The 19,657-nt window shown below is 65.5% G+C and carries 13 protein-coding genes and 1 pseudogene; 7 read left to right on the forward strand and 7 right to left on the reverse strand.

Annotation, left to right across the window (positions count from 1 at the left end):
- The first annotated feature begins 23 nt into the window (after positions 1–23).
- The 5 genes from ACIBG0_RS31505 to ACIBG0_RS31525 all read left to right on the forward strand — a co-directional run bounded on the left by ACIBG0_RS31505 (position 24) and on the right by ACIBG0_RS31525 (position 5,621).
- Positions 24–1,964: an acetoacetate--CoA ligase gene (locus ACIBG0_RS31505; RefSeq protein WP_397037433.1), complete on the forward strand. Its 1,941-nt coding sequence runs from the start codon at positions 24–26 to the stop codon at positions 1,962–1,964.
- 153 nt (positions 1,965–2,117) lie between these two features.
- Positions 2,118–2,372: a type II toxin-antitoxin system Phd/YefM family antitoxin gene (locus ACIBG0_RS31510; RefSeq protein ID WP_397037435.1), complete on the forward strand. Its 255-nt coding sequence runs from the start codon at positions 2,118–2,120 to the stop codon at positions 2,370–2,372.
- Positions 2,369–2,809, forward strand: coding sequence for a type II toxin-antitoxin system VapC family toxin (locus tag ACIBG0_RS31515; protein ID WP_397037437.1), 441 nt, complete (start codon positions 2,369–2,371; stop codon positions 2,807–2,809). Before ACIBG0_RS31510 ends, ACIBG0_RS31515 begins: the two co-directional genes overlap by 4 nt.
- Before the next feature lie 101 nt (positions 2,810–2,910).
- The gene (locus ACIBG0_RS31520) at positions 2,911–4,200 is read left to right on the forward strand and encodes a TetR/AcrR family transcriptional regulator (protein ID WP_397037439.1); all 1,290 of its coding nucleotides are present in this window, start codon (positions 2,911–2,913) and stop codon (positions 4,198–4,200) included.
- A 179-nt stretch (positions 4,201–4,379) separates the two neighbouring features.
- Positions 4,380–5,621 carry a TetR/AcrR family transcriptional regulator gene (locus tag ACIBG0_RS31525; protein WP_397037441.1) on the forward strand — a complete coding sequence of 414 codons (1,242 nt, stop codon included), beginning with the start codon at positions 4,380–4,382 and terminating at the stop codon, positions 5,619–5,621.
- Positions 5,622–5,647: 26 nt separating this feature from the next.
- On the opposite strand, the gene ACIBG0_RS31530 is transcribed toward ACIBG0_RS31525, so the two are convergent.
- Positions 5,648–6,781, reverse strand: a complete 1,134-nt coding sequence (locus tag ACIBG0_RS31530) for a lipase family protein (RefSeq protein ID WP_397037443.1) — start codon at positions 6,779–6,781, stop codon at positions 5,648–5,650.
- 537 nt (positions 6,782–7,318) lie between these two features.
- A complete protein-coding gene (locus tag ACIBG0_RS31535; RefSeq protein ID WP_397037445.1) occupies positions 7,319–8,212 on the reverse strand; it encodes an NAD-dependent epimerase/dehydratase family protein in 894 nt (297 codons plus the stop codon).
- A 294-nt stretch (positions 8,213–8,506) separates the two neighbouring features.
- On the opposite strand from ACIBG0_RS31535, the gene ACIBG0_RS31540 reads away from it, so the two are divergent.
- Positions 8,507–9,313 carry a carboxymuconolactone decarboxylase family protein gene (locus ACIBG0_RS31540; protein ID WP_397037447.1) on the forward strand — a complete coding sequence of 269 codons (807 nt, stop codon included), beginning with the start codon at positions 8,507–8,509 and terminating at the stop codon, positions 9,311–9,313.
- A gap of 516 nt (positions 9,314–9,829) precedes the next feature.
- Positions 9,830–11,170, forward strand: coding sequence for a helix-turn-helix domain-containing protein (locus ACIBG0_RS31545; protein ID WP_397037449.1), 1,341 nt, complete (start codon positions 9,830–9,832; stop codon positions 11,168–11,170).
- 55 nt (positions 11,171–11,225) lie between these two features.
- Here the strand turns inward: ACIBG0_RS31545 and ACIBG0_RS31550 are convergent, their stop codons facing one another.
- From ACIBG0_RS31550 to ACIBG0_RS31570, 5 genes and pseudogenes are all read right to left on the reverse strand, one after another.
- On the reverse strand, positions 11,226–11,444 hold the full coding sequence (locus tag ACIBG0_RS31550; protein WP_397037451.1) for an MbtH family protein: 219 nt from the start codon (positions 11,442–11,444) through the stop codon (positions 11,226–11,228).
- A gap of 25 nt (positions 11,445–11,469) precedes the next feature.
- Positions 11,470–12,042: a thioesterase domain-containing protein gene (locus ACIBG0_RS31555; RefSeq protein WP_397037453.1), complete on the reverse strand. Its 573-nt coding sequence runs from the start codon at positions 12,040–12,042 to the stop codon at positions 11,470–11,472.
- Positions 11,951–13,938 (reverse strand): annotated as a pseudogene (locus ACIBG0_RS31560) (amino acid adenylation domain-containing protein); the annotation flags it as partial. The gene ACIBG0_RS31555 and the pseudogene ACIBG0_RS31560, both read right to left, overlap by 92 nt.
- Entirely contained in the window at positions 13,938–15,086 is a 1,149-nt protein-coding gene (locus ACIBG0_RS31565) for a condensation domain-containing protein (RefSeq protein WP_397037511.1), read from the reverse strand. The gene ACIBG0_RS31565 and the pseudogene ACIBG0_RS31560, both read right to left, overlap by 1 nt.
- Positions 14,980–19,653, reverse strand: coding sequence for an amino acid adenylation domain-containing protein (locus tag ACIBG0_RS31570; protein ID WP_397037455.1), 4,674 nt, complete (start codon positions 19,651–19,653; stop codon positions 14,980–14,982). Before ACIBG0_RS31570 ends, ACIBG0_RS31565 begins: the two co-directional genes overlap by 107 nt.
- Positions 19,654–19,657: the final 4 nt, after the last annotated feature.

The raw sequence follows: 19,657 nt of genomic DNA on the forward strand, positions 1-19,657 counted from the left end.
GATCATCCCCAGGAGGTAATGCGGTGCAACCACAGTGGGTGCCGACCGAATCCGATATCGCCGAGGCGCGCATCACCGACTTCGCCCGGTTCGTAGCCGCACGCACCGGGCAGTCCGCGCCGGATTACCGGACGCTGTGGCAGTGGTCGGTCGATGACCTGCCCGGCTTCTGGGGTGCGCTGTGGGATTACTTCGAGCTCGGTCCGATCGCGGGCGAGGTGCTGGCAAGCGCCGAAATGCCTGGCGCGCAGTGGTTTCCTGGCACCCGGCTGAACTATGTCGATCAGGTGGTACGACAGTTCCGTACCGACCGACCCGCCATCATCGGCGTTGCCGAGGACGCACCGGTGCGGGACGTGTCCTGGAGCGAATTGATCGACAGCACTGCGGCATTCGCGCGCACGCTGCGTTCGCTCGGCGTACAGCCGGGTGATCGCGTCGCCGGATACCTGCCGAATATTCCGGAGGCGGTGATCGCCTTTCTGGCGACCGCGAGCATTGGCGCGGTGTGGAGCGCCTGCGGTCAGGACTATTCGCCGAAGGCAGCGTTGGACCGGCTCGGCCAGCTCGAACCCGCCGTGCTGATAACAGCCGACGGCTACCGGTTCGGCGGCAAGACCCATGACAAGCGCGACGACATCGCGGCACTGCGGGCCGGACTCGACACCGTGCGGACGACGGTCGCCGTCTCGCAGCTGGGCCTGCCGGTTCCGGACGCACTGACCTGGACCGAGGCGGCCACCAATACCGAGGCCGTTGTGATCGAAACCGAGACGGTCGATTTCGACCATCCGCTGTGGATCGTCTTCTCCTCCGGCACAACGGGTCTACCCAAGGGCATTGTGCACGGGCACGGTGGCGTCGTGCTCGAACATCTCAAAGCCGTTGCGCTGCAAGCTGATATCGGTTCCGATGACACCTTCTTGTGGTACACCAGCCCGAGTTGGATGATGTGGAACTTCCAGGTCGCCGGACTGCTGGTCGGTGCGACCATCGTCTGCTACGACGGCAGTCCCACCTATCCAGCTCCGGATGCGCTGTGGCACATCGCATCTCAGGTCGGCGCGACCGTCCTCGGCACCAGTCCGGGCTATGTGCTCGCCTGCATCAAGGCGGCTGCGGTGCCGCGCACCGACCACGATCTCACCGCGCTGCGACAGGTCGGCATCACCGGCTCGTCCTTGCCGCCCGCATCGGCGGTGTGGTTGGGCGAGAATGTCGGTGACCATGTGCAGGTCGCCTCGATCAGCGGCGGCACCGATGTGGTCTCCGCCTTCATCGGCGGCGCACGGACCGTGCCGACCTGGCCGGGTGAGCTTTCCGCGCCGTACTTGGGTGTCGCGCTGGAAGCCTTCGACGCCGACGGCAAGCCGGTCCGCGACGAGGTCGGCGAACTCGTCATCACCAAACCCATGCCGTCCATGCCGGTACGCTTCTGGAACGATCCGGACGGAAGCCGTTACCACGACGCCTATTTCGACATGTTCCCCGGGATCTGGCGGCACGGCGACTGGATCACCATCACCGAACGGGGCAGCATCGTGGTGCACGGCCGCTCCGACTCCACCCTCAACCGGCACGGCATCCGCATGGGCAGCGCCGATATCTACCAATCGGTCGAACGCCTTCCCGAAATCACCGAGGCCCTCGTCATCGGCGCCGAACAACCCGACGGCGGCTACTGGATGCCGCTATTCGTCACCCTCACCCCCGGCACCGACCTCACCGACGACCTGAAGACCCGCATCGAAACCACCATCCGCACCGAGGTCTCCCCCCGCCACGTCCCCGACGAAATCATCGTCGCGCCCGGCATCCCGCACACCCGCACCGGCAAAAAACTCGAGGTCCCGATCAAAAAACTCTTCCAAGGCGCCGACCCGACGCGCGTCGTCGAACGCAGCGCCGTCGACAACCCGGACCTGCTCGATTGGTACGCCGCCGTCCGCCCGGCCCAGCACTGAACCGACTGGCAGCCGCCAACGCCATCGGGCTCGCCTTCGCCCTGCCAGTCCCCAACACCCCGCCGACAAGACGCTGAGCCGGAGCTGACGGGGAGTCCGTCGGTATGTGGCTACAATGCCATCAAGAGAAATAGCCACGTTAGGGAGAGCAGCATGGACGTCGGCATTCGAGAACTGCGCGATAACCTCAGTCGCCATCTGGCCGAGGTTCGCTCCGGACGCACGGTGACCGTCACAGACCACGGCCGACCGGTCGCCCGCCTCGTGCCTGTCGGGCAGCCGACGCGGCTGGAGCAACTTCGCGCCGAAGGGCGTGTGCAGCCCGCCCGCAAGAAGAAGCAGCCCGCGCCCGAGCCGATTCGTGGCGAGGGCATAGTCAGCGAGCTCATCGAGGAGCAGCGGCGGTGATCGGCTATCTCGATACGTCGGCGTTCGTACCGCTGCTGGTCAGCGAGCCGAGCAGTGAAGCGTGTCGCCGATTCTGGGATGACGCGGACGCCGTTGTGTCGAGCAGACTGCTGTATGTGGAGACCGCGGCCGCACTCGCACAGGCGCACCGTATGGTGCGCCTGGACGACAATGCGTATACGTCATGCCGACGGCTGCTGGACCAGCTCTGGCCACAGCTCGAGATCACCGAAGTGGATGAGGCACTCGTCCGGCGGGCGGCGGAGCTCACCGACCTGCTCGCATTGCGCGGGTACGACGCCATCCACTGCGCTTCGGCAGAACAATTGGAGGACACCGATCTTGTCGTCGCATCCGGCGACAAGCGCCTCCTCGATGCGTGGAAATCGTTGGGGTTGGCCACCTTCGACACGAATGCGCCCGATGAAACCGCCTGAATGCGGGCGCTGACCCCAAAATAGGGCCGAACTCCCCCACCTGGGCAAATCAGACCGACCTGGACAGCTGACGGTGGCGAAGTTGTCGATACCATGGCGGCATGAGTGTCGACAATCGCCGTACGGCGCGCAAGGCGGTCAGCGGCGACTCGGCACCGCGCGAGATTCGGCGCAGGCCGAAGAATCGGCGGGCCCAGATCGCGGCGGCGTCGGCGGCCGCCTTCGGCGCGCTGGGCTATCACGGCGTGAGCATGGAGGACATCGCGGCCGGGCTCGGGATCAGCTCGGCGGCGCTGTATCGGCACTATCCGAGCAAGTACGCGCTGTTCCGGGAGGAATTGCTGCGGGTGGGCCGGGCCATGACGGAATCGGTGGAGCTGCCGGAGGCGGCGCAGGGCCCGGGGATGGCAGCCGACGAAATCGGCGGGGTGGGTGAACGCAGGACTCCCGAGCAGCGGTTGCGCCGGGTGCTCGACGCTCTGATCGGCGTCACGATCGAGAATCGGCCGACCGTCACCCTGGTGCGCTGGGAGGGTCGCTATCTCGAACCGGAGGACCTGACGGTTCTCACCGACCAACAGCTCGCCGTCGTGGGTGCGATCGGTGCGCAATTGGCCGCATTGCGACCGGAACTCGCCGAGGACGAATTGCGGGTGCTGCGCGCCGCCCTGCTCAGCGCGGTCACCAGCATTGCCGATCACCATGCCAGCCTGCCGGCGAAATCTCTTGCTCGGCTGTTGAGTTCGGCCTGCTGGTCGCTCGTGCGCGCCGAGCTGCCCGCGCTGGAAGCGGATGCCGAACTGCCAGTGGCGGCGGAGATTCCGGATTCGTTCAAGCACGAGCTGTTGCTGCGCAAGGCCGTCGAACTCTTTCACGATCGCGGCTATCCGAATGTCAGCGTCGAGGAAATCGCTACTGCCGCAGGACTTTCCGCCGCGTCGGCGGTGTACCGGTTCTATCGGGGCAAGAGTGATCTGCTCGCGGCCGCGTTCCGACGGGCCGCCGATCGGGTTTCGGGTGCGATCGGCCCGGCGGTGGCGGCGGCAGCCGACGCCGAAGCGGCGCTGATCATACTGATCGAACAGTACGTCGCGGGTTCGTTCTCCGAGCGCGCGTTGACCTTTGTGTATTACACGGAGTTCCAGCATGTTCCGAGCGATGAGCGCACGGTGCTGCGAAATATCCAGCGGCTCAGTGTGGAGGAGTGGGCGCGGCTGCTGCGCGAGGTGCGACCGGAGCTCTCACCTGCCGAGGCCCGGTTCCTGATCCACGCGGCCTTCGCGTTAGTGGTCGATCTGGGGCGCACCTTCAGCACCGAACCGATCGCGTCCCCCGCCCGGGTTCGATTGCTCATGCAGTTGGTCCTGTTCGGCCGTCCTGCCCGCTCGTAATCTGCGCACCCGCGCTTGGGCAGGCCGCCCTTTACTGAACCATGTATGTTAATGACAATTTCGCGCAAACACATAGTGGCGGCCCACGTAAATGCCGCTTTTTGTAATCAATCGTTCATCCTCATTTCAGCCCTGGGAAGAGACGTCGAGCAAGCGTCCGTTTGGGCTAACATCGCGGGATGGATGCCGAGGATCCTCGCGCGACGGAGGACGCGACCGCGGGCCGCACCGCGCAACCGCGCGCGGTGCGACGCCGCCCCCGCAACCGACGGGCGCAGATCGCCGCTGCCTCAGCGGAGGCCTTCGGCGCATTCGGCTACCACGGCGTGAGCATGGAGGACATCGCCTCGCGCCTAGATATCAGCTCCACCGCGCTGTATCGCCACTATCCGAGCAAATACGCCCTGTTCCGCGAGGAGGCGCTGCGGCTGGCCGGGCTGAGCACCGAGGCCGTGCGCCTGCCCGAACAACTACGCGACCGGCCCGCCGCCGAACGCCTCGACCACATCCTCGATGCGCTGATCGCGGCCTCCATCGCGAATCGCCGCAGCGCCGCCCTGCTGCGCTGGCAGAACCGCTATCTGGAGGATGCCGATCGTCAGATCCTCATCGATAACCTGATCGCCACCGATTCGGTCGCCCGCGAACTGCTCACCGAGACTCGCCCTGAACTGCCCGACGAGGATCGATCGGTGCTCTCGGCCGCCGCGATGAGCGTTATCGGCAGCATCTCCGATCATCATGTCGCAGTGCCCGCGCGCGCCTTGGCGGCCTTGCTTCGCTCGGCCTGTCATGCGGTGACCGCATGTGATCTGCCCGCACCGGGTGATGCGACCGAATCCCTTGGTGCGAAGGAGGTTCCGCTGACCTTCAAGCACGAGCTGTTGCTGGTGCGGGCCATCGAACTGTTTCACGAGCACGGGTATCCGAATGTGAGCGTGGAGGAGATCGCCAATGCGGCGGGCCTGCCCGCCTCCTCGGCGGTGTACCGCTTCTACCGCAGCAAGGGCGACCTGCTCGCGGCCGCGTTTCGCCGTGCGGCGGACCGAGTTTCGGCGGCCATCGGACCCGCCATCGCCGCATCGGATACGCCGGAACAGGCGCTGAGCACTCTGATCGAGCTGTACGTGCAGGGATCTTTCGCCGAGCGTGAGCTGACCTTCGTGTACTACGCGGAGATCAGCAATGTGCCGCCGGAGAGCCGCACCGTACTGCGAAATATCCAGCGGCTCAATGTCGAAGAGTGGGCCAAGCTGCTCATCGGGGTCCGACCGGAGCTCTCCGTTGCCGAGGCGCGGGTGCTGGTGCATGCCGCACTGGCATTGGTAGTCGACCTCGGTCAGTGGCTGGGCCCCGATAACCCTCTCTGCTCACAGCAGCGCATCGCACACCTGATGCGAGTCATCCTATTCGGCCGCTGATCGCGGTTCAGTTGCCGAGGTCCATCTCAGCAGGCCACCGGCGCGGGCTCACCGCGCATCCGGCCCTCGAGCCACTGCTGTACCTCGGGGGCACCCTGTACCCCCGCGGACAAATGCTCGGGCGCCGACACCTCCATCGTCCGCAACCGCACCCCGGCACTGCACCACCGGCGGTCGGTGTTGCCGATGGAGCCGACCGGAACAAGCGGGTCGGACGGCGAATGCCATTCGAATATCGGGATTTCCGGCACCCCGGGATAGAGTTCCAGACTGTTCTCCTCCACCACCGACCGCGCCTCACGACTATCGATGAACGACGTACTGGTGACGAACTCGCGAGCGCTGCCGTTGGCGCCCATGGCGAGAATTTCGTTGGTGCAGCTGTTGGCCATGGCGCCACGGAGCGCGAGGCCACGTGGGTTGAGATATGCGCCGGTATGTATTTGATCCGGGTACTCTCGCTCCAGACCGATCGCCGCTGCCATGGCCAGTCCGAAGCCCGGGTGCGGCTCGAGGCCCAGCTGCTGCGCCATGGTCACCAGGTTCTCCGGGACACCACCGATGGCCGCGCCCTGCAGCTGCAGCTCGGATGCGTACGACGGCTGCAGCACGGCCGCCCATCCGGTGGCCAATCCGCCACCGGAGTAGCCGGCCAGCGCTACCGGGCTGTGCTGGACGGCGAATTCGGGCTGCCGTTTCACCGCCCGGATGCTGTCCAATACGATCTGGCCACCCAAACGCCCCGCTCCGAGGGCGAACTGCGGTCCGAGATGATCCGGCAGCGAGATACTCCAACCCCGCTGCAGCACCGCATTCAACATCGACACCGTCGCGCCCAGATTCAGATCGCCGCTGTACAGCGTGTGCGATACCCCGCAGTGCGTACCGAGTGCATTGATGAAGTGCTGATACGACAGCAACGGCGCGTCGGGCTGATGGAAAGGCGGGGTGATAACAGTGGTGGTCGCCGCGATCGGCCCACCGTGCGAGTCGGTGGACCGGAACTTGACCAGTGTGGCCGTGGCTCCGGGGAAGAGGGGCACCGGCGGCAATGCCCGCACATCGAGCACGTCACCGGGGCCGTGCGCGCCCAGATCCACCGGGGCGGCGTAGAACGGATCGGGATCGGGCAGTGGATACAGCGGTTCCGCAGCTGCCATCGGCGCCAGTGACAGCGCGAGTGCCACACCGCCGAATGCACTGAGGACACGGGACCAGCGGCGTCTCCTGCCGCGGAGAAAGGGAAGAAATAGACGAGTCACGATCTCTACCTCCACGAGTTGTGCGGGGCATCCATCGACTAGTCGGTGCCGTCAAGCGCCAACGGTTGGCAAATTTACAGCGACATTCCGCGAGGTGAGCACAATACATCGAAAATGGCACCGCCACCCGAGCAGCATCGGTCGAATCGGGCGCACTGCGACACCTGTGGCAAATATCTAGATATCACCGCTGCTCGATGCAACGGAACAGGTCCACATCGTCGGATGCGCGGGGTCGGCTAGGCCCGGGGTGGGGGGAGTTCACCTTGTTTACCAGCCAGCGGGCATCCACCTTTTCCAGGCGCATCACCATGGACAGTTGGCTGGGGCGGCTTGCCCTGGGTGCCCATACTCGTGCTGGTTCGGCCGATTACCACCGGACCGATGGCCGCGCCGCGCCGCATCCGCAGGAACGCGATCCGAGCCCGAGACACCCTAGTCCGAGTAGGCGTGCCACATCTGCTCGACGATCGCATCGATATCGGAATGCTCTGGCACCCAACCCAATTGAGCCAAGGCCTTGGACGGATCGCCGACCAGCGAACTGAGCTCCGGCACCGCGGGGCGATGGGTGAGCACCATACGACGTCCGGATATGTTTTCGACGCAGGCAACTACCTGACCGACGCTCGTGCCCCGTCCGCTACCGATGACGTACCTCTCGATCGCGCCCGGCGACGGCAGGTGTTCGAGCCCGGCTACGAACGCGTTCGCGGCATCGGAAACGTGCACATAGTCACGGACCGCTGTGCCGTCACCATTGATCTCCAACGGTTCATTCCGTACCGCGGCACTGAGCACCCGGGGCATGAGCCGGGTGGGGTCCGGATCGCGGCCCCCGGCCACATTCAACAGTCGAAGTACAACAGCGGCGACGTCGTGGGCTTCGAGGGCCGATTCGGCCGCCAGCTTGCTGCTCGCGTACGGATGGGGCGGGTTATCGCGCAGATCCTCGGCGATCGGCCGTCCGCTGACATCGCCGTAGATCGCCCCGGTCGAGGCGAATACGAGCCGGGGCACCCCGGCGGTCGCCATTGCATCGAGCAGGGCGATGGTCCCGACGGTGTTGACCCCGAAATACCGGAGCGGGTCGGCCATAGACTCGCGCACCCGGGTCCGCCCGGCCAGGTGACACACCGCATCCACGCCGTCCACGGCCCGTCGCAGTGCGACGGAGTCGAACAAATCGGCACAGCGAATCTCTTTCGCCTGCACGATGTTCGGTCGCGCAATGTGCACCATGGCGACAGCGTCGTGACCGGCCTCCGTCAAGGCCGAAACGACAGCTCGGCCGAGGTAACCCGCCGCTCCCGTGACAAGTACGCGCATCGCGCGAGCCTATGGAAGGTCCTGGTCGGCAATCGGATCGGGTAGCAGATCGGGCATGGTTTTCGGCGACTTCGTGTAGGCGTAAGTCACCGCCCGACCATCCGGTGTCGCGCCGGAGACCGTTCGCGCACATCGAATGCATACCTCGCATACGTTGCGACTTGTGTGCGGTGGTCACTGGTTGTGCGACAGCCTTCGACCCCGAGACCCGGCCACGCGGTTGCGCCTGTGTCACGGCTCATGGGGGGATCAGTGCTTGCGTTGGAGCACACTCCAACTTCTAGAGTTCGGGGCATGACCAACACACAGGCCTCTGCCAGCAATGATCGTTTCGAGCGTGGACTGGAACTGCTTCGGCAGGTCGGTGGGCAGGAGCGGCCCGCGGTGCTGGACAGTCTCGCGGATATCGCACCGGACCTCGGGCGGCTGACCGTCGAATTCGGGTACGGCGACATTCTTTCGCGGCCGGGGTTGACGTTGCGGCAGCGGCAGTTGGCGACGGTGTCGGCGCTGGCCGTGATGGGAAATGCCGCTCCACAGTTGCGGTTCCATATCGACGGGGCGCTGAATGTCGGGTGCACGCGGGAGGAGATCGTGGAGACGCTGATCCACGTCAGCGTGTATGCCGGGTTCCCTGCCGCGCTGAACGGGCTGGGTGCGGCGCGCGAAGTGTTCGAAGCCCGTACCGATCTCCCCGCACCGGCCGAACCGGCACCGGCACCGACCGGTGACCGGTTCGAGCGCGGGAGCGCCAAGCTCGCCGAGATCGACGGGCACGTAGGCGAACAGGTCATCGCCTCGCTGCGCGATATCGCACCGGATCTGGGGCGCTACATCATCGAATACTCCTTCGGCGATGTGTATTCGCGTCCCGGCCTTGATCTGAAGACTCGTGAAATGGTCACCGTCGCCATGTGCACCGCACTCGGCACCGTGGCGCCGCAACTGGGTGTACACATCCACGGCCTGCTGAATGTCGGCGGCACCGAGACCGAGGTCGTCGAAATCATCACGCAGATGGCGGGTTATGCCGGGTTCCCGGCCGCGCTCAACGCAATCACCGTGGCACGCAACGTTTTCGCTGAGCGTGCGCGGCACTGAACGCTCGAACCCGGTGTGATGCTGGGTAACCGAGCGTCGCACCGAGACCCCTCATCCGAGCGGTGGCTACTTTTCGGCGGTGCGCCGGAAGCAGTGCGCGGAGGCGGCCAGATACTGTCGGCAGTGGGCGCCGTGGCCGGCGTGAACGGACAGTATGAAACGCGCTCGGTCATCGGTCAGACCCACCGGCTCTTGATTGCAGTCGCGGCTCTGCACGAGCCACAATTCCCGTATATCCGAATGCAAAACGTCCATTGTTCACCTCCGCTGAAGAGATAAGTGCACCCAGCACCGGCGGCCCCACCGGAACCCGCCTGCAACGCTGTGGATCGGACAGCGTCGGGACCGTGAGTCGAGCTCCGCCGGAGCCGGCACCCCCGAAAGGGTTTGGGGCACAAACCCGGTGCCGGGTACCGCTTCAGCGTGCACGTTGCGATTCGGTGGATAACAGAGCCGAATGCGATAAATGCGAGTAATTTCCGATTGATTCAGCCTGGTACAAGGGAGCGGGGACCTATGGTTGAGGTCGACTGGACCGGCGAAGACGTACTTGCTCTTCGCGTGGCGATGAAGCGAAGTCGCTATGAGTTCGCACGCCTGGTGGGCGTCACCCCGCGCACCGTGATCTTGTGGGAGAACGGCCGGACAACCCGGATGCATGCCGCAAGCAGGCGTTTGCTCGATCGAGTGCTATCGGAGGCCGATTCGGTCGTCGTCGCGCGATTCGAGCGCGCGATCACGGGCCCGACGGCGGCCCGCGATACCGAAGATACGAGCGCGGCGCTCGATCGGATACAGCTCGGTAGGGACATCGGGCTCGACAAGGAAGTCGAGGATGACGACGTGAGAAGGCGATTGTTATTGGCCTGCATCGGCGCGGGCGTGGCCGGTCAGGCGGCCGAGATGGTCGCGAGCGAACCGGAGAAGATGCTCGCCACCCTGGATGCGGGTTCGATGAGCGAACGACGGCTCGGCCTGCTCGAGCAATCCGTCGAGGCGCTCGGCACCCGCGTCGTGCAGGTCCCGCCGCACGAGTTGCTGCATACCACGCTCGACCAATTCCGCGCAGTGCGCGGCTGTCTCGCGGAGCGACAGGCGACCCATCATCAAATCCGACTGGTCCGTACGGCCGGGCGACTGGCGAATGTGGTCGGCGAAATTCTGTTCAACGAGGGACATTTCGGTCAGGCCCGATTGTGGTACACCACCGCAATTCATGCCGCCCAGGACATCGGAGATCGCTATTCGGAGGACATCGCACTGGCGGGATTGGCATATTTACCCACCTATAGCGATAACCCGAAGGAAGTTTTGAACCTACTCAGCCCGCGCCTCGAAGAAAATCCGGGCCACGGCCCGGCAGCGGCGTGGTTATGGGGAATGGCCGCCCGTGCGCACGCCAGCCTCGGCAATTTCGAAGGCTTCACCCGCTGCATCTTCAAATCCGAGCAGGCGCTGGAAAATGTGCCCGCGGAACAACTTTCGATCGGCATCTTTTCCTTCCGGCCGGAGAAGCTCGCCTTCTATCAGGCGATCGGGTACTCCCGCTTGGGCCGCCCCGAGCAGACCGCCCTGGCATCCGAGCGAGCTATCGGGCTCTACGACCCCAGCGAGACCATGGAACCCGCGCTGGTCCGGTTCGAACACGCCACCGCGTTGCTGGCCTCGGGCGAGGTGGACGAGGCGTGCGCGGTGGCGACCCGGGCGATCACCAATGGCCACACCTACGTCGGCCTCACCGTCACCAAGCGCGCCAAACAGTTCGATACCGCGCTGTCGGGTTTCCGGGGGCGTGCCGTCGCCGATTGGCGCGAGCAGGCTCGGATGGTCGTCGATACGCCACGCACCAGGGCATGAGGCGATAGGGCGCGCCGGTCGGCAGGGGGTGTACGAACCGGCGCGCCCTACCTATTCAGTTGGCTTCGGGCCGCGTCGCGGCGATGAGCGAATTGGGACGCATATCCAGCCAGTTGGATTCGACGTACTTCAGGCAGGAGCGGCGCGTGGCCGCGCCGTAGGCGACGGTCCAGCCGCCGGGGACGGCAGCGAAGATCGGCCACAGGGAATGCTGGCCCTCGGCATTGATCAGGACGTAGAACTGAGCGTCATCGTCATCGAATGGGTTGGTCATTGATCGGCCTTCCTGGTTGGGGCGTTCAGGCACGCTCGGTGTGCGTCAAGAGATTGGTCAGGACGTGGCCGATGCGGGCGAGGGCGGATTCGGAGGTCATGCGCCAGTGCGTGGCCTGGACAGCGTGGTTGTGCACCGTGCCGTCGACCGCGTCGGCCCAGCTGGCCGCACCGGTGGCCCCGGTGGGGTCGTCGAGCGCGGCGGTGAAGTAGACGATGCTGCCCTTATAGGGCCGCGGGTGGTAGCGGGTGATGAGCTCCAGTGCGTGTGTGCCCGCGTCCAGCAGACGGGCGAGCCGGTCGAATCCGAAGGATGTCAACGGTTCCGGAAGTTCGGCGATGCGGCGGGCGAGTTGGGTGCGGTCCAGTTCGGTATCGATATCGTCGGCTTGTTCGCCGAGCAGGCCGCCGAGCAGATCCGCCACCGGGACGGTCGCCCTATCGTCCACCGTTGTGTGCAGCGGGCTGTCCATCATGGCCAGCAGCGCGACATGTTGGCCCTGATCTTGCAATCGGTTCGCGATGGCGTGTGCGAGTACACCGGTATGCGGGTGATCCGAACACCGGTTGCGGCAGTGCACGCCGGTCGAGCTTGCCATTGGCGTTGATCGGCATTTCGTCGAGGACAACCACCAGCGACGGCACCATGTAGTCGGTAGGTCCCGGGGCGTGGATTCCAGCACGGTGGCCGGATCGACGGTGCCACCATGAGGGGCGACCACATATGCGACCAGGTGATCACCGCCCGCGTGCCGGTGCAGCAGCACCGCGGCCTGCGCCACCTGTTCATTGCGCAGCAGTGCCGCCTCGACCTCGCCGAGTTCGATGCGCAGCCCACGCAGTTCGACCTGGAAATCGATGCGGCCGAGATATTCCAGTTCGTCCGGGCCGCCATCACCATCGGTACGCCACCGGACCAGGTCGCCAGTGCGATACATGCGGTCGCCAGGCGCGCCCTCGGGATTGGCCACGAACCGGTCAGCCGTCAAGCCAGGACGGGCCACATAACCGCGGGCCAACTGCACACCGGCGAGATACAGCTCACCGACGACGCCACGGGCCACCGGACGCAGATTGTCGTCCAGCACCAGCAGATCGGTGTCATCGGCGGGCGCACCGATCGGCACGGTAGTGCTGTCGGCGGCGGTTACTTCGTGCGCGGTGACATCGACGGCGGCCTCGGTGGGGCCGTACAGATTGTGCAGCGTCGCGCCACTGATTGCGCGGAAGGCGGCTGCGGTAGCCGCTGGTAGCGCCTCGCCGGAGGCGAATACCAGGCGTAGTGCCCGTGCCGCACTTTCGATCTCCGGTTCGGCCACGAATACCGCGAGCATCGAGGGCACGAAATGTGCGACCGTGACGCCGCGTTCGGCGATCGTACGCGCCAGATATGCCGGATCACGATGACCATCCGGTGCCGCGATCACCAGCCGTGCACCGACCTGCAACGGCCAGAAGAACTCCCACACCGAGACGTCGAAGGTGAACGGCGTCTTCTGCAGCACCCGATCGTCGACGTGTAGTCGATACATCCGCTGTCGCCACCGCAGGTTGGCCAGGATCGAACGATGCGATACCGCAACGCCTTTCGGACGGCCGGTCGAGCCGGAGGTGAAGATGACGTAGGCCGTATTGTCCGCCGACAGCCGGGGGCGATCCTCGACCGACGACTCCGCCTCGACATAGTCGAATTCGTCGATCCGCAGCACCCGGATATTCGGCGCGAGCGCGGGCTGGTCGTGGCTCGTGGTCAGCACCAGGACCGGTGCGGCGACCTCGAGCACATAACCGATGCGTTCGGCCGGATGCTCCGGATCGATCGGCACATACGCACCGCCCGCCTTCAAGATCGCATACATGCCGACCAGCAGATCGAACGAACGTCGCACGGCAAGCCCCACCAGGCTGTCCGGACCGACACCAAGCTCGACCAACCGCCGGGCGAGGGCATTCACCCGGCCATCGAACTCCGCATATGTCAGCGTCGCGTGGTGACGCGATGCGGGGTGGTGCTCGGGCGACCAATGGGCCGGCGTCGCACCCGCGAATTCCAGGGCGACCGCGTCCGGCGTCCGGCGCACCTGCTCCTCGAATACGCTGACCAGGGTCTCGATCGGCGCGAATATCGACGGCAGCACATGGGCTGCCGCCGTCAGGGCATCGTCGAGCAGTAGCTCGAGCACCCTGCCGAGTGCACCGTCCCCGGACTCGAGCAGGGCGGGCAGTTGACCGGAGACCACGACCGAAACCAGCGCGTCGGCACTCAGACCGCCGCCCATCGCCTCGTCCAGCACCATGATCTCGGTGGCCAGCGCAGCGTAGGTGATGGTGGTCCCGTCGTGCCGCAGGGCGATCCGCTCCGGGTCCACTTCGGCGACCTTATCGATCAGGATGGGCAAATCGTCGGTTCTGTACGCCCGACGCAGTGCCGAATGATCGTAGGCGGCAATGTGATTGTCGAGTTTGCTGGATGCGACCGATTCGGCCTGGGACATCAGCTAATTCCTTCCGAATCGATTTCCGAACCAGAGTTGGCGAGCACCGCGAGCGCTTCGGTGCGCAGGGTCCGCAGGACTGCGGCGAGACCACTGCCGCCGAGGGCGGCCAAGAGGCCGGGCACCAGCCCGGCGAGGGCGACATTGATGAGTGCTTCCGGTTTCGCCGTCGCGCCCATGGCCTTGGCGACCGTCGCGAGCTTGGTTGCCAGCTCGCCGAAGGTCACCGTGTGCGCATCGTGGGTGAAAGCAACGGCACCGGGATTGATTTCGGCGGCAGCGGTAATCAGCGCGGACAGATCCGCTGGACTGACCGACCGTTCGCCACCTGACCGTTCGCCGATACCGCGAATGTCGATGGCACGGATCGCGACGTTCGGGTCTTGCGCGACTACCTCGAATATGCGCAGTAGCCGCTCGGCGAACAGCCGAATCGTTGTGGCGTCGAAAATGTCGGTCGGGTAATCGAATCGCATATCCAATCCGGCCGGGTCACCGGCCGCATCGAACAACTCGATGCCGGTGAGCTGCAGGTCGTATTTGGCCTCGGCAAGCGCGAGATCGAGCACCTCGACCTCGAGCCCGGGCAGCGTCACTCGACCGGACGGCATGTTCTGGAAGGTCAACATCACCTGGAACAGCGGCGTATAGGCACTCGACCTGGTCCGGCCAACGGCATCGACGACTCGCTCGAACGGCACATCGGCATGTGACATGGCCGCGATATCGCGGTCCCTGGCCTGCCGAAGCAGATCCGCGAAGCCGGTGCGCGGGTCGATCTCCGTCCGCAGCACAACGGTATTGACGAACATGCCGATCAGATCATCGAGCGCGGTTTCGCCGCGTCCCGCGACCGGTGCGCCGATGGCAATATCCGGTGTGCCGGACAGCTTTGCGAGCAGGACTGCGAACGCACTGTGGATGAGGGTGAACAGCGTTGTGCCGTGCGCACGGGCGACCGCCGCCAACCGAGCGGTAAGTACCGCATCGACTTCGAAACCGACTGTGGCACCGCGCATATCCCGGCGCGCCGGGCGCGGTCTATCGGTCGGCAATGGCAGCACCTCGGGCAGACCCGCCAATTCCGTTGTCCAATAGCCGAGTTGCCGGGACAGCACACTGCTCGGATCGCGGTCGGAGCCGAGCACCGCACGTTGCCACACGCTGTAATCGGTGTACTGGATCGACAACGGCTCCCAGTCGGGTGCATTGGCCGCAATCCGGCTGACGTAGGCTTCGAGCCCGGCCAGTTCCAGGCTGGTCTGCCTGCGCATAGTCGGCGATGGTGGATTCATCGAATAGATCGGTGGCGTAGGTGAACTCCGCCCGAATCCCCGCCGGTGCCGGACCTTCCCCGAGTCCGGCACCGGCGAAGCCTTCAGTGACCGTGAGCTGGAGATCGAATTTGGTCACTCCGGTGTCCAGCCTACTGGTGCGGGCCGACAAATCGGGGAGTTCGAAGGCGATGTCCGCGGCATTGTCGAAAGCGAGCAATACCTGGAACAGCGGGTGCCGCGCCTGCGAGCGCGGCGGGTTGATGGCATCGACCAGCTGCTCGAATGGCAATTCGGCATGACCGAAGGCGGCCAGATCGGCCTCGCGCACCCGTGCGAGCAGCGTGGAAAACGCAGCGGCCGCATCGATTACGGTGCGCAACACCAGAGTGTTGACGAACATGCCGATGAGGTCGTCCAGCGCCCGTTCACCACGCCCGGCCACCGGCGTGCCGATCACAATGTCGTCGCTGCCCGACACCCGCGACAGCAGCACGGCGAGCGCGGCATGCAACACCATGAAGTTCGAAACACCCTGGTCACGGGCAAGTTTCACGACCTCGGCGTGCACCTCGCCGGGAATTTCGAAACCGAAGACCGCACCCCGTCCGGATGCGATGGCGGGCCGGGATCGATCGGCGGGCAGTTCGATCAGATCGGGCGCACCGGCGAGCGTGGCCGTCCAGAACCCCAGTTGCCGGGCCAACGCGGCGTTCGGATCCGACGCGGAGCCGAGCAATGTATGCTGCCAGAGGCTGTAATCCGCGTACTGGACCGACAGCGGCAGCCAGTTCGGCACATCGCCCGCATGCCGTGATCCGTACGCGGACATCACATCTCTGGCCAATACTCGCAGCGAAAAGCCGTCCGCGGCAATGTGGTGCAGCACCAGCGCCAGCGCGCAGCTGTCGTCATCGACCAGCAAGATCCGTGCCCGAATGGGTATTTCGCGCTCCAGGTCGAATCCGTGCGCCGCGAACCGAGCCAGCTCGTCGTCCAGTTCGTCCGCACCGAGCGATTCCGGCTCGCCCACGACGACAACCGCGTCGGTGGACAACACCACCTGCTTGGCCGCCACGCCATCCGATACCGCGGGAAAGATCGTGCGCAGCACCTCATGCCGATCGACCAGATCGGCCAGGGCCTGTCGCAGCGCCGAAATATCGACCGCCCCGCGCAACCGCACCACGAACGGCATGTTGTAACCGGCGCCGGAAGGGTCGAACCGGTTCAGGAACCAGATCCGCTGCTGCGCCGGAGATAGCGGAACCAGCGGCGGCCGGTGTCGCGCCCGCAGCTGCGCGAGCACCGGCACGCCACTGGATCCACCCGCCCGCTCGATGAGTTCAGCGAGTGCGGACACCGTGGTAGCGGTGAACAAGTCGCGAACCCCGAGCCGGCAGCCCAGTTCGGCGCCCACACGCGCCGCGACCTGGGTGGCCACCAAACTATTGCCGCCGAGTGCGAAGAAATCATCATCGCGCCCGACTCGATCGTGTCCGAGCACCGCACCGAATACCCGCGCGACCGCAGCCTCCACCGGCGTCGTGACCTCGGCGTATTCGAGCCGCTCAGGCGCGGGCAGCGCCGTACGATCCAATTTGCCCGATGCGTTCACCGGCAGCGCATCCAGCACCACGAACGCGGCGGGCTCGGACTCGACCACATACCCGACCAACTGTTCGCCCACCCCGGCGTCATCGCGCAGTACGACCACCGCGCGCACCACCGAATCGACGGTCCCGAGCACGGCTTCGATCTCACCGAGCTCGATCCGTAGCCCACGCAACTTGACCTGGAAATCGGTGCGGCCCAGGTACTCGAGCTCACCATGGGTGGTCCAGCGCACCAGGTCACCGGTGCGATACATCCGGGTAGCCGACCCGCTGGGGTCAGCGACGAACCGCTCCGCGGTGAGTCCGGGGCGGCCGATATAACCACGGGCGAGCTGTACCCCCGACAGATACAGCTCGCCCGCAGCCCCGACTGGTACCGGCCGCAGCCGCGAATCGAGCACAGAGAGCCGGGTATTGAAGACCGGCGCGCCGATCGGCACCGAGAGGGTATCGGTATCGGTCACTTCATGGAAGGTGACGTCGACCGCCGCCTCCGTGGGACCGTACAGGTTGTGCAGCCGCACACCGGTCAGCGCCCGCAGCCGCTGCGCCAGCGCGGCGGACAGTGCCTCGCCGGAGGCGAAGACGGTTCGCAGTGTGGGACAACCGTCGAATTCCGGCTGCGCCAGAAAGACTTCCAGCATCGACGGCACGAAATGTGCTGTTGTCACGCCATACTCGGCGATCACCGTCCGCAGATAGGTGGGATCACGATGACCGTCGTGCTCGGCCACCACCAACCGCGCACCGATCTGCAACGGCCAGAAGAGCTCCCACACCGACACATCGAAGGTGGCGGGCGTCTTCTGCAGCACCACATCATCGGCCGACAACCGATACTGCCGCTGCATCCAAACCAGCCGATTCACGATCGCCTCGTGGGTGACCGCGACCCCCTTCGGCAGTCCGGTCGACCCCGAGGTGAAGATCACGTAGGCGGGCTGGCCCGGCCGCAGCGCGGCGGTGCGTTCCCGGTCCCAGACCGGACCATCGGGATAGTCGGCGAGATCGAGCCCATCCAGACGGATCACCGGCACTCCGGAAAGGTCTGTGGCCTCAGTCGTCAGCGCGCATGCCGGTCGCGCGGTCGCCAGAATGTGCGCGGTCTGCTCGGCCGGATGCTCCGGATCCAGCGGCACATACGCCGCCCCCGCGGCGAGCACGGCGTAAATGGCGATCACCAGTTCCGGCGACCGACGGATATCGAGTGCGACCAGCGTCTCCGGTCCGACGCCGAGGCCTATCAAATGCCGTGCCAGCCGATTGCTGAGTGCCGCGAGTTCCCGATATGTCAGGTCCGGCACACCCGCGAATCGCACCGCGACCGCATCCGGCGTCCGTGCGACCTGCGCCTCGAACATCGAAACCAGTGTCGGCGCACCGGCGACCGCCGCGGGCACATCGAAGCCGGTCGCATTCCAGATCCGGGTGCTGACCTCGAGTTCCAGTTCGGTCGCCACCGCCACCGCCGCCATCGGTGTATCGACCTCGGTAGCCACCAACCGCTCCAGATACCGCACGAACCGCCGCTGATGGCGCGCAATGTCGTCGGGGCCATAGAGATTGGGATTGGCCTCGAAATCGACGTGCACGCTGTCACGCTCGCCGTAATAGACATTGAGGCTCAAATCCTCCACCGGTCCGGTGGATAAAACGTGGTACCGCCCGACCGTATCGCCCAGCGTCAAATCGCTGCCGAACAACATGATGTTGACCAGCGGACCGAACAGCGCACGGCGCGCGGGCCGCCCGTCGTGTTCGGCATCGCGGCGGATGTCCTCGTGCCGATACCGCTGGTGCCGCAGCGCACCCGCCACTTCCACCCGCGTGGCACGCAGCAGATCCCCCCAGGAGCCGTGGACCGGGAGCCGCAGCGGCACAATATTGGACAGCATCGCGGCCGACCGCCGCATGAGCGCATTGGTGCGCGCCGTCACCGGCAGACTCAACACCGCCTCGCTCCGATCGGTGAACCGCCCGAGATATCCGGCGAAGGCCGCGACCAGCACCACCGCGAGCGTCGAATCCTGGTTCTCAGCAAGCGAATTCATCCGCTCGACCAGCGCGTCCGGCAACACCCGGCCAGCGATCAGATTGGTCGCCGAACGCGGCGCGCTCCGCCCGTCCAGGCTGGTCGCGCCGTCGAGCCCGGTGACCCGCTCGGCCCAGTGCGCCCGGTCGGTTTCGAAGCGCGGGCTGTCCCGATAGTCGAGTTCACCATCGACCAGCTCGGTCAGTGTTCCCGGCTGCACCGCCCGCGGCTCGCTGCCGAGCACCCTGGCCGTATACAACTGCGCAACTCGCTGCGTATTGGTCAGCGCCCCGTATCCGTCGAGCACGATGTGATGCGCCCGCAAATACCAGAAACACCGCTGATCGGCGACTCGCAGCACGGCACCGGCGAGCAGCCGATCGGTCAGCAGATCGACCGGCGCGCTTGCATCCGCGCGCATCCAATCGTGCGCCGTGGCCACCGGATCGGGGTAGTCACGCAGGTCGACCATCTGGATATCCACGGAATTCGCCGGATCGACGCACTGGTACGGCACACCGTCGGATTCGCCGAGGCGCAGCAGCACCGATTCGTATTCCCGCGCCGCGATGACCGTCACTTCCTGCAGGATCGCGGGATCCAGCACGCCAGGCACATCGACGTATTGGGCCACATTGATCGGCACGTCGGGTTCGAGCAATTGCGCATACCAGACCCCCAACTGCGCTGGTGCTAGCGGAAACGGCTGGTTGTCCGAAGCCTCCGGTAGGCAGTCACTCGCCAAGCGCGCGGCCCCGTCCGGTCGCGCCCCACCCAACTCCGTACCGTGCACCAGA

It is taken from the genome of Nocardia sp. NPDC050630, from assembly GCF_044457245.1.
Lineage (GTDB): Bacteria > Actinomycetota > Actinomycetes > Mycobacteriales > Mycobacteriaceae > Nocardia.

What these genes read in the sequence shown, in the direction of transcription:
- ACIBG0_RS31540 (WP_397037447.1), top strand. Translation starts at nt 8,507, where the DNA reads ATGACCAACACACAGGCCTCTGCCAGCAATGATCGTTTCGAGCGTGGA.
- ACIBG0_RS31520 (WP_397037439.1), top strand. Translation starts at nt 2,911, where the DNA reads ATGAGTGTCGACAATCGCCGTACGGCGCGCAAGGCGGTCAGCGGCGAC.
- ACIBG0_RS31525 (WP_397037441.1), top strand. Translation starts at nt 4,380, where the DNA reads ATGGATGCCGAGGATCCTCGCGCGACGGAGGACGCGACCGCGGGCCGC.
- ACIBG0_RS31510 (WP_397037435.1), top strand. Translation starts at nt 2,118, where the DNA reads ATGGACGTCGGCATTCGAGAACTGCGCGATAACCTCAGTCGCCATCTG.
- ACIBG0_RS31545 (WP_397037449.1), top strand. Translation starts at nt 9,830, where the DNA reads ATGGTTGAGGTCGACTGGACCGGCGAAGACGTACTTGCTCTTCGCGTG.
- ACIBG0_RS31530 (WP_397037443.1), bottom strand. Translation starts at nt 6,781, where the DNA reads ATGGCAGCTGCGGAACCGCTGTATCCACTGCCCGATCCCGATCCGTTC.
- ACIBG0_RS31550 (WP_397037451.1), bottom strand. Translation starts at nt 11,444, where the DNA reads ATGACCAACCCATTCGATGACGATGACGCTCAGTTCTACGTCCTGATC.
- ACIBG0_RS31555 (WP_397037453.1), bottom strand. Translation starts at nt 12,042, where the DNA reads ATGGCAAGCTCGACCGGCGTGCACTGCCGCAACCGGTGTTCGGATCAC.
- ACIBG0_RS31535 (WP_397037445.1), bottom strand. Translation starts at nt 8,212, where the DNA reads ATGCGCGTACTTGTCACGGGAGCGGCGGGTTACCTCGGCCGAGCTGTC.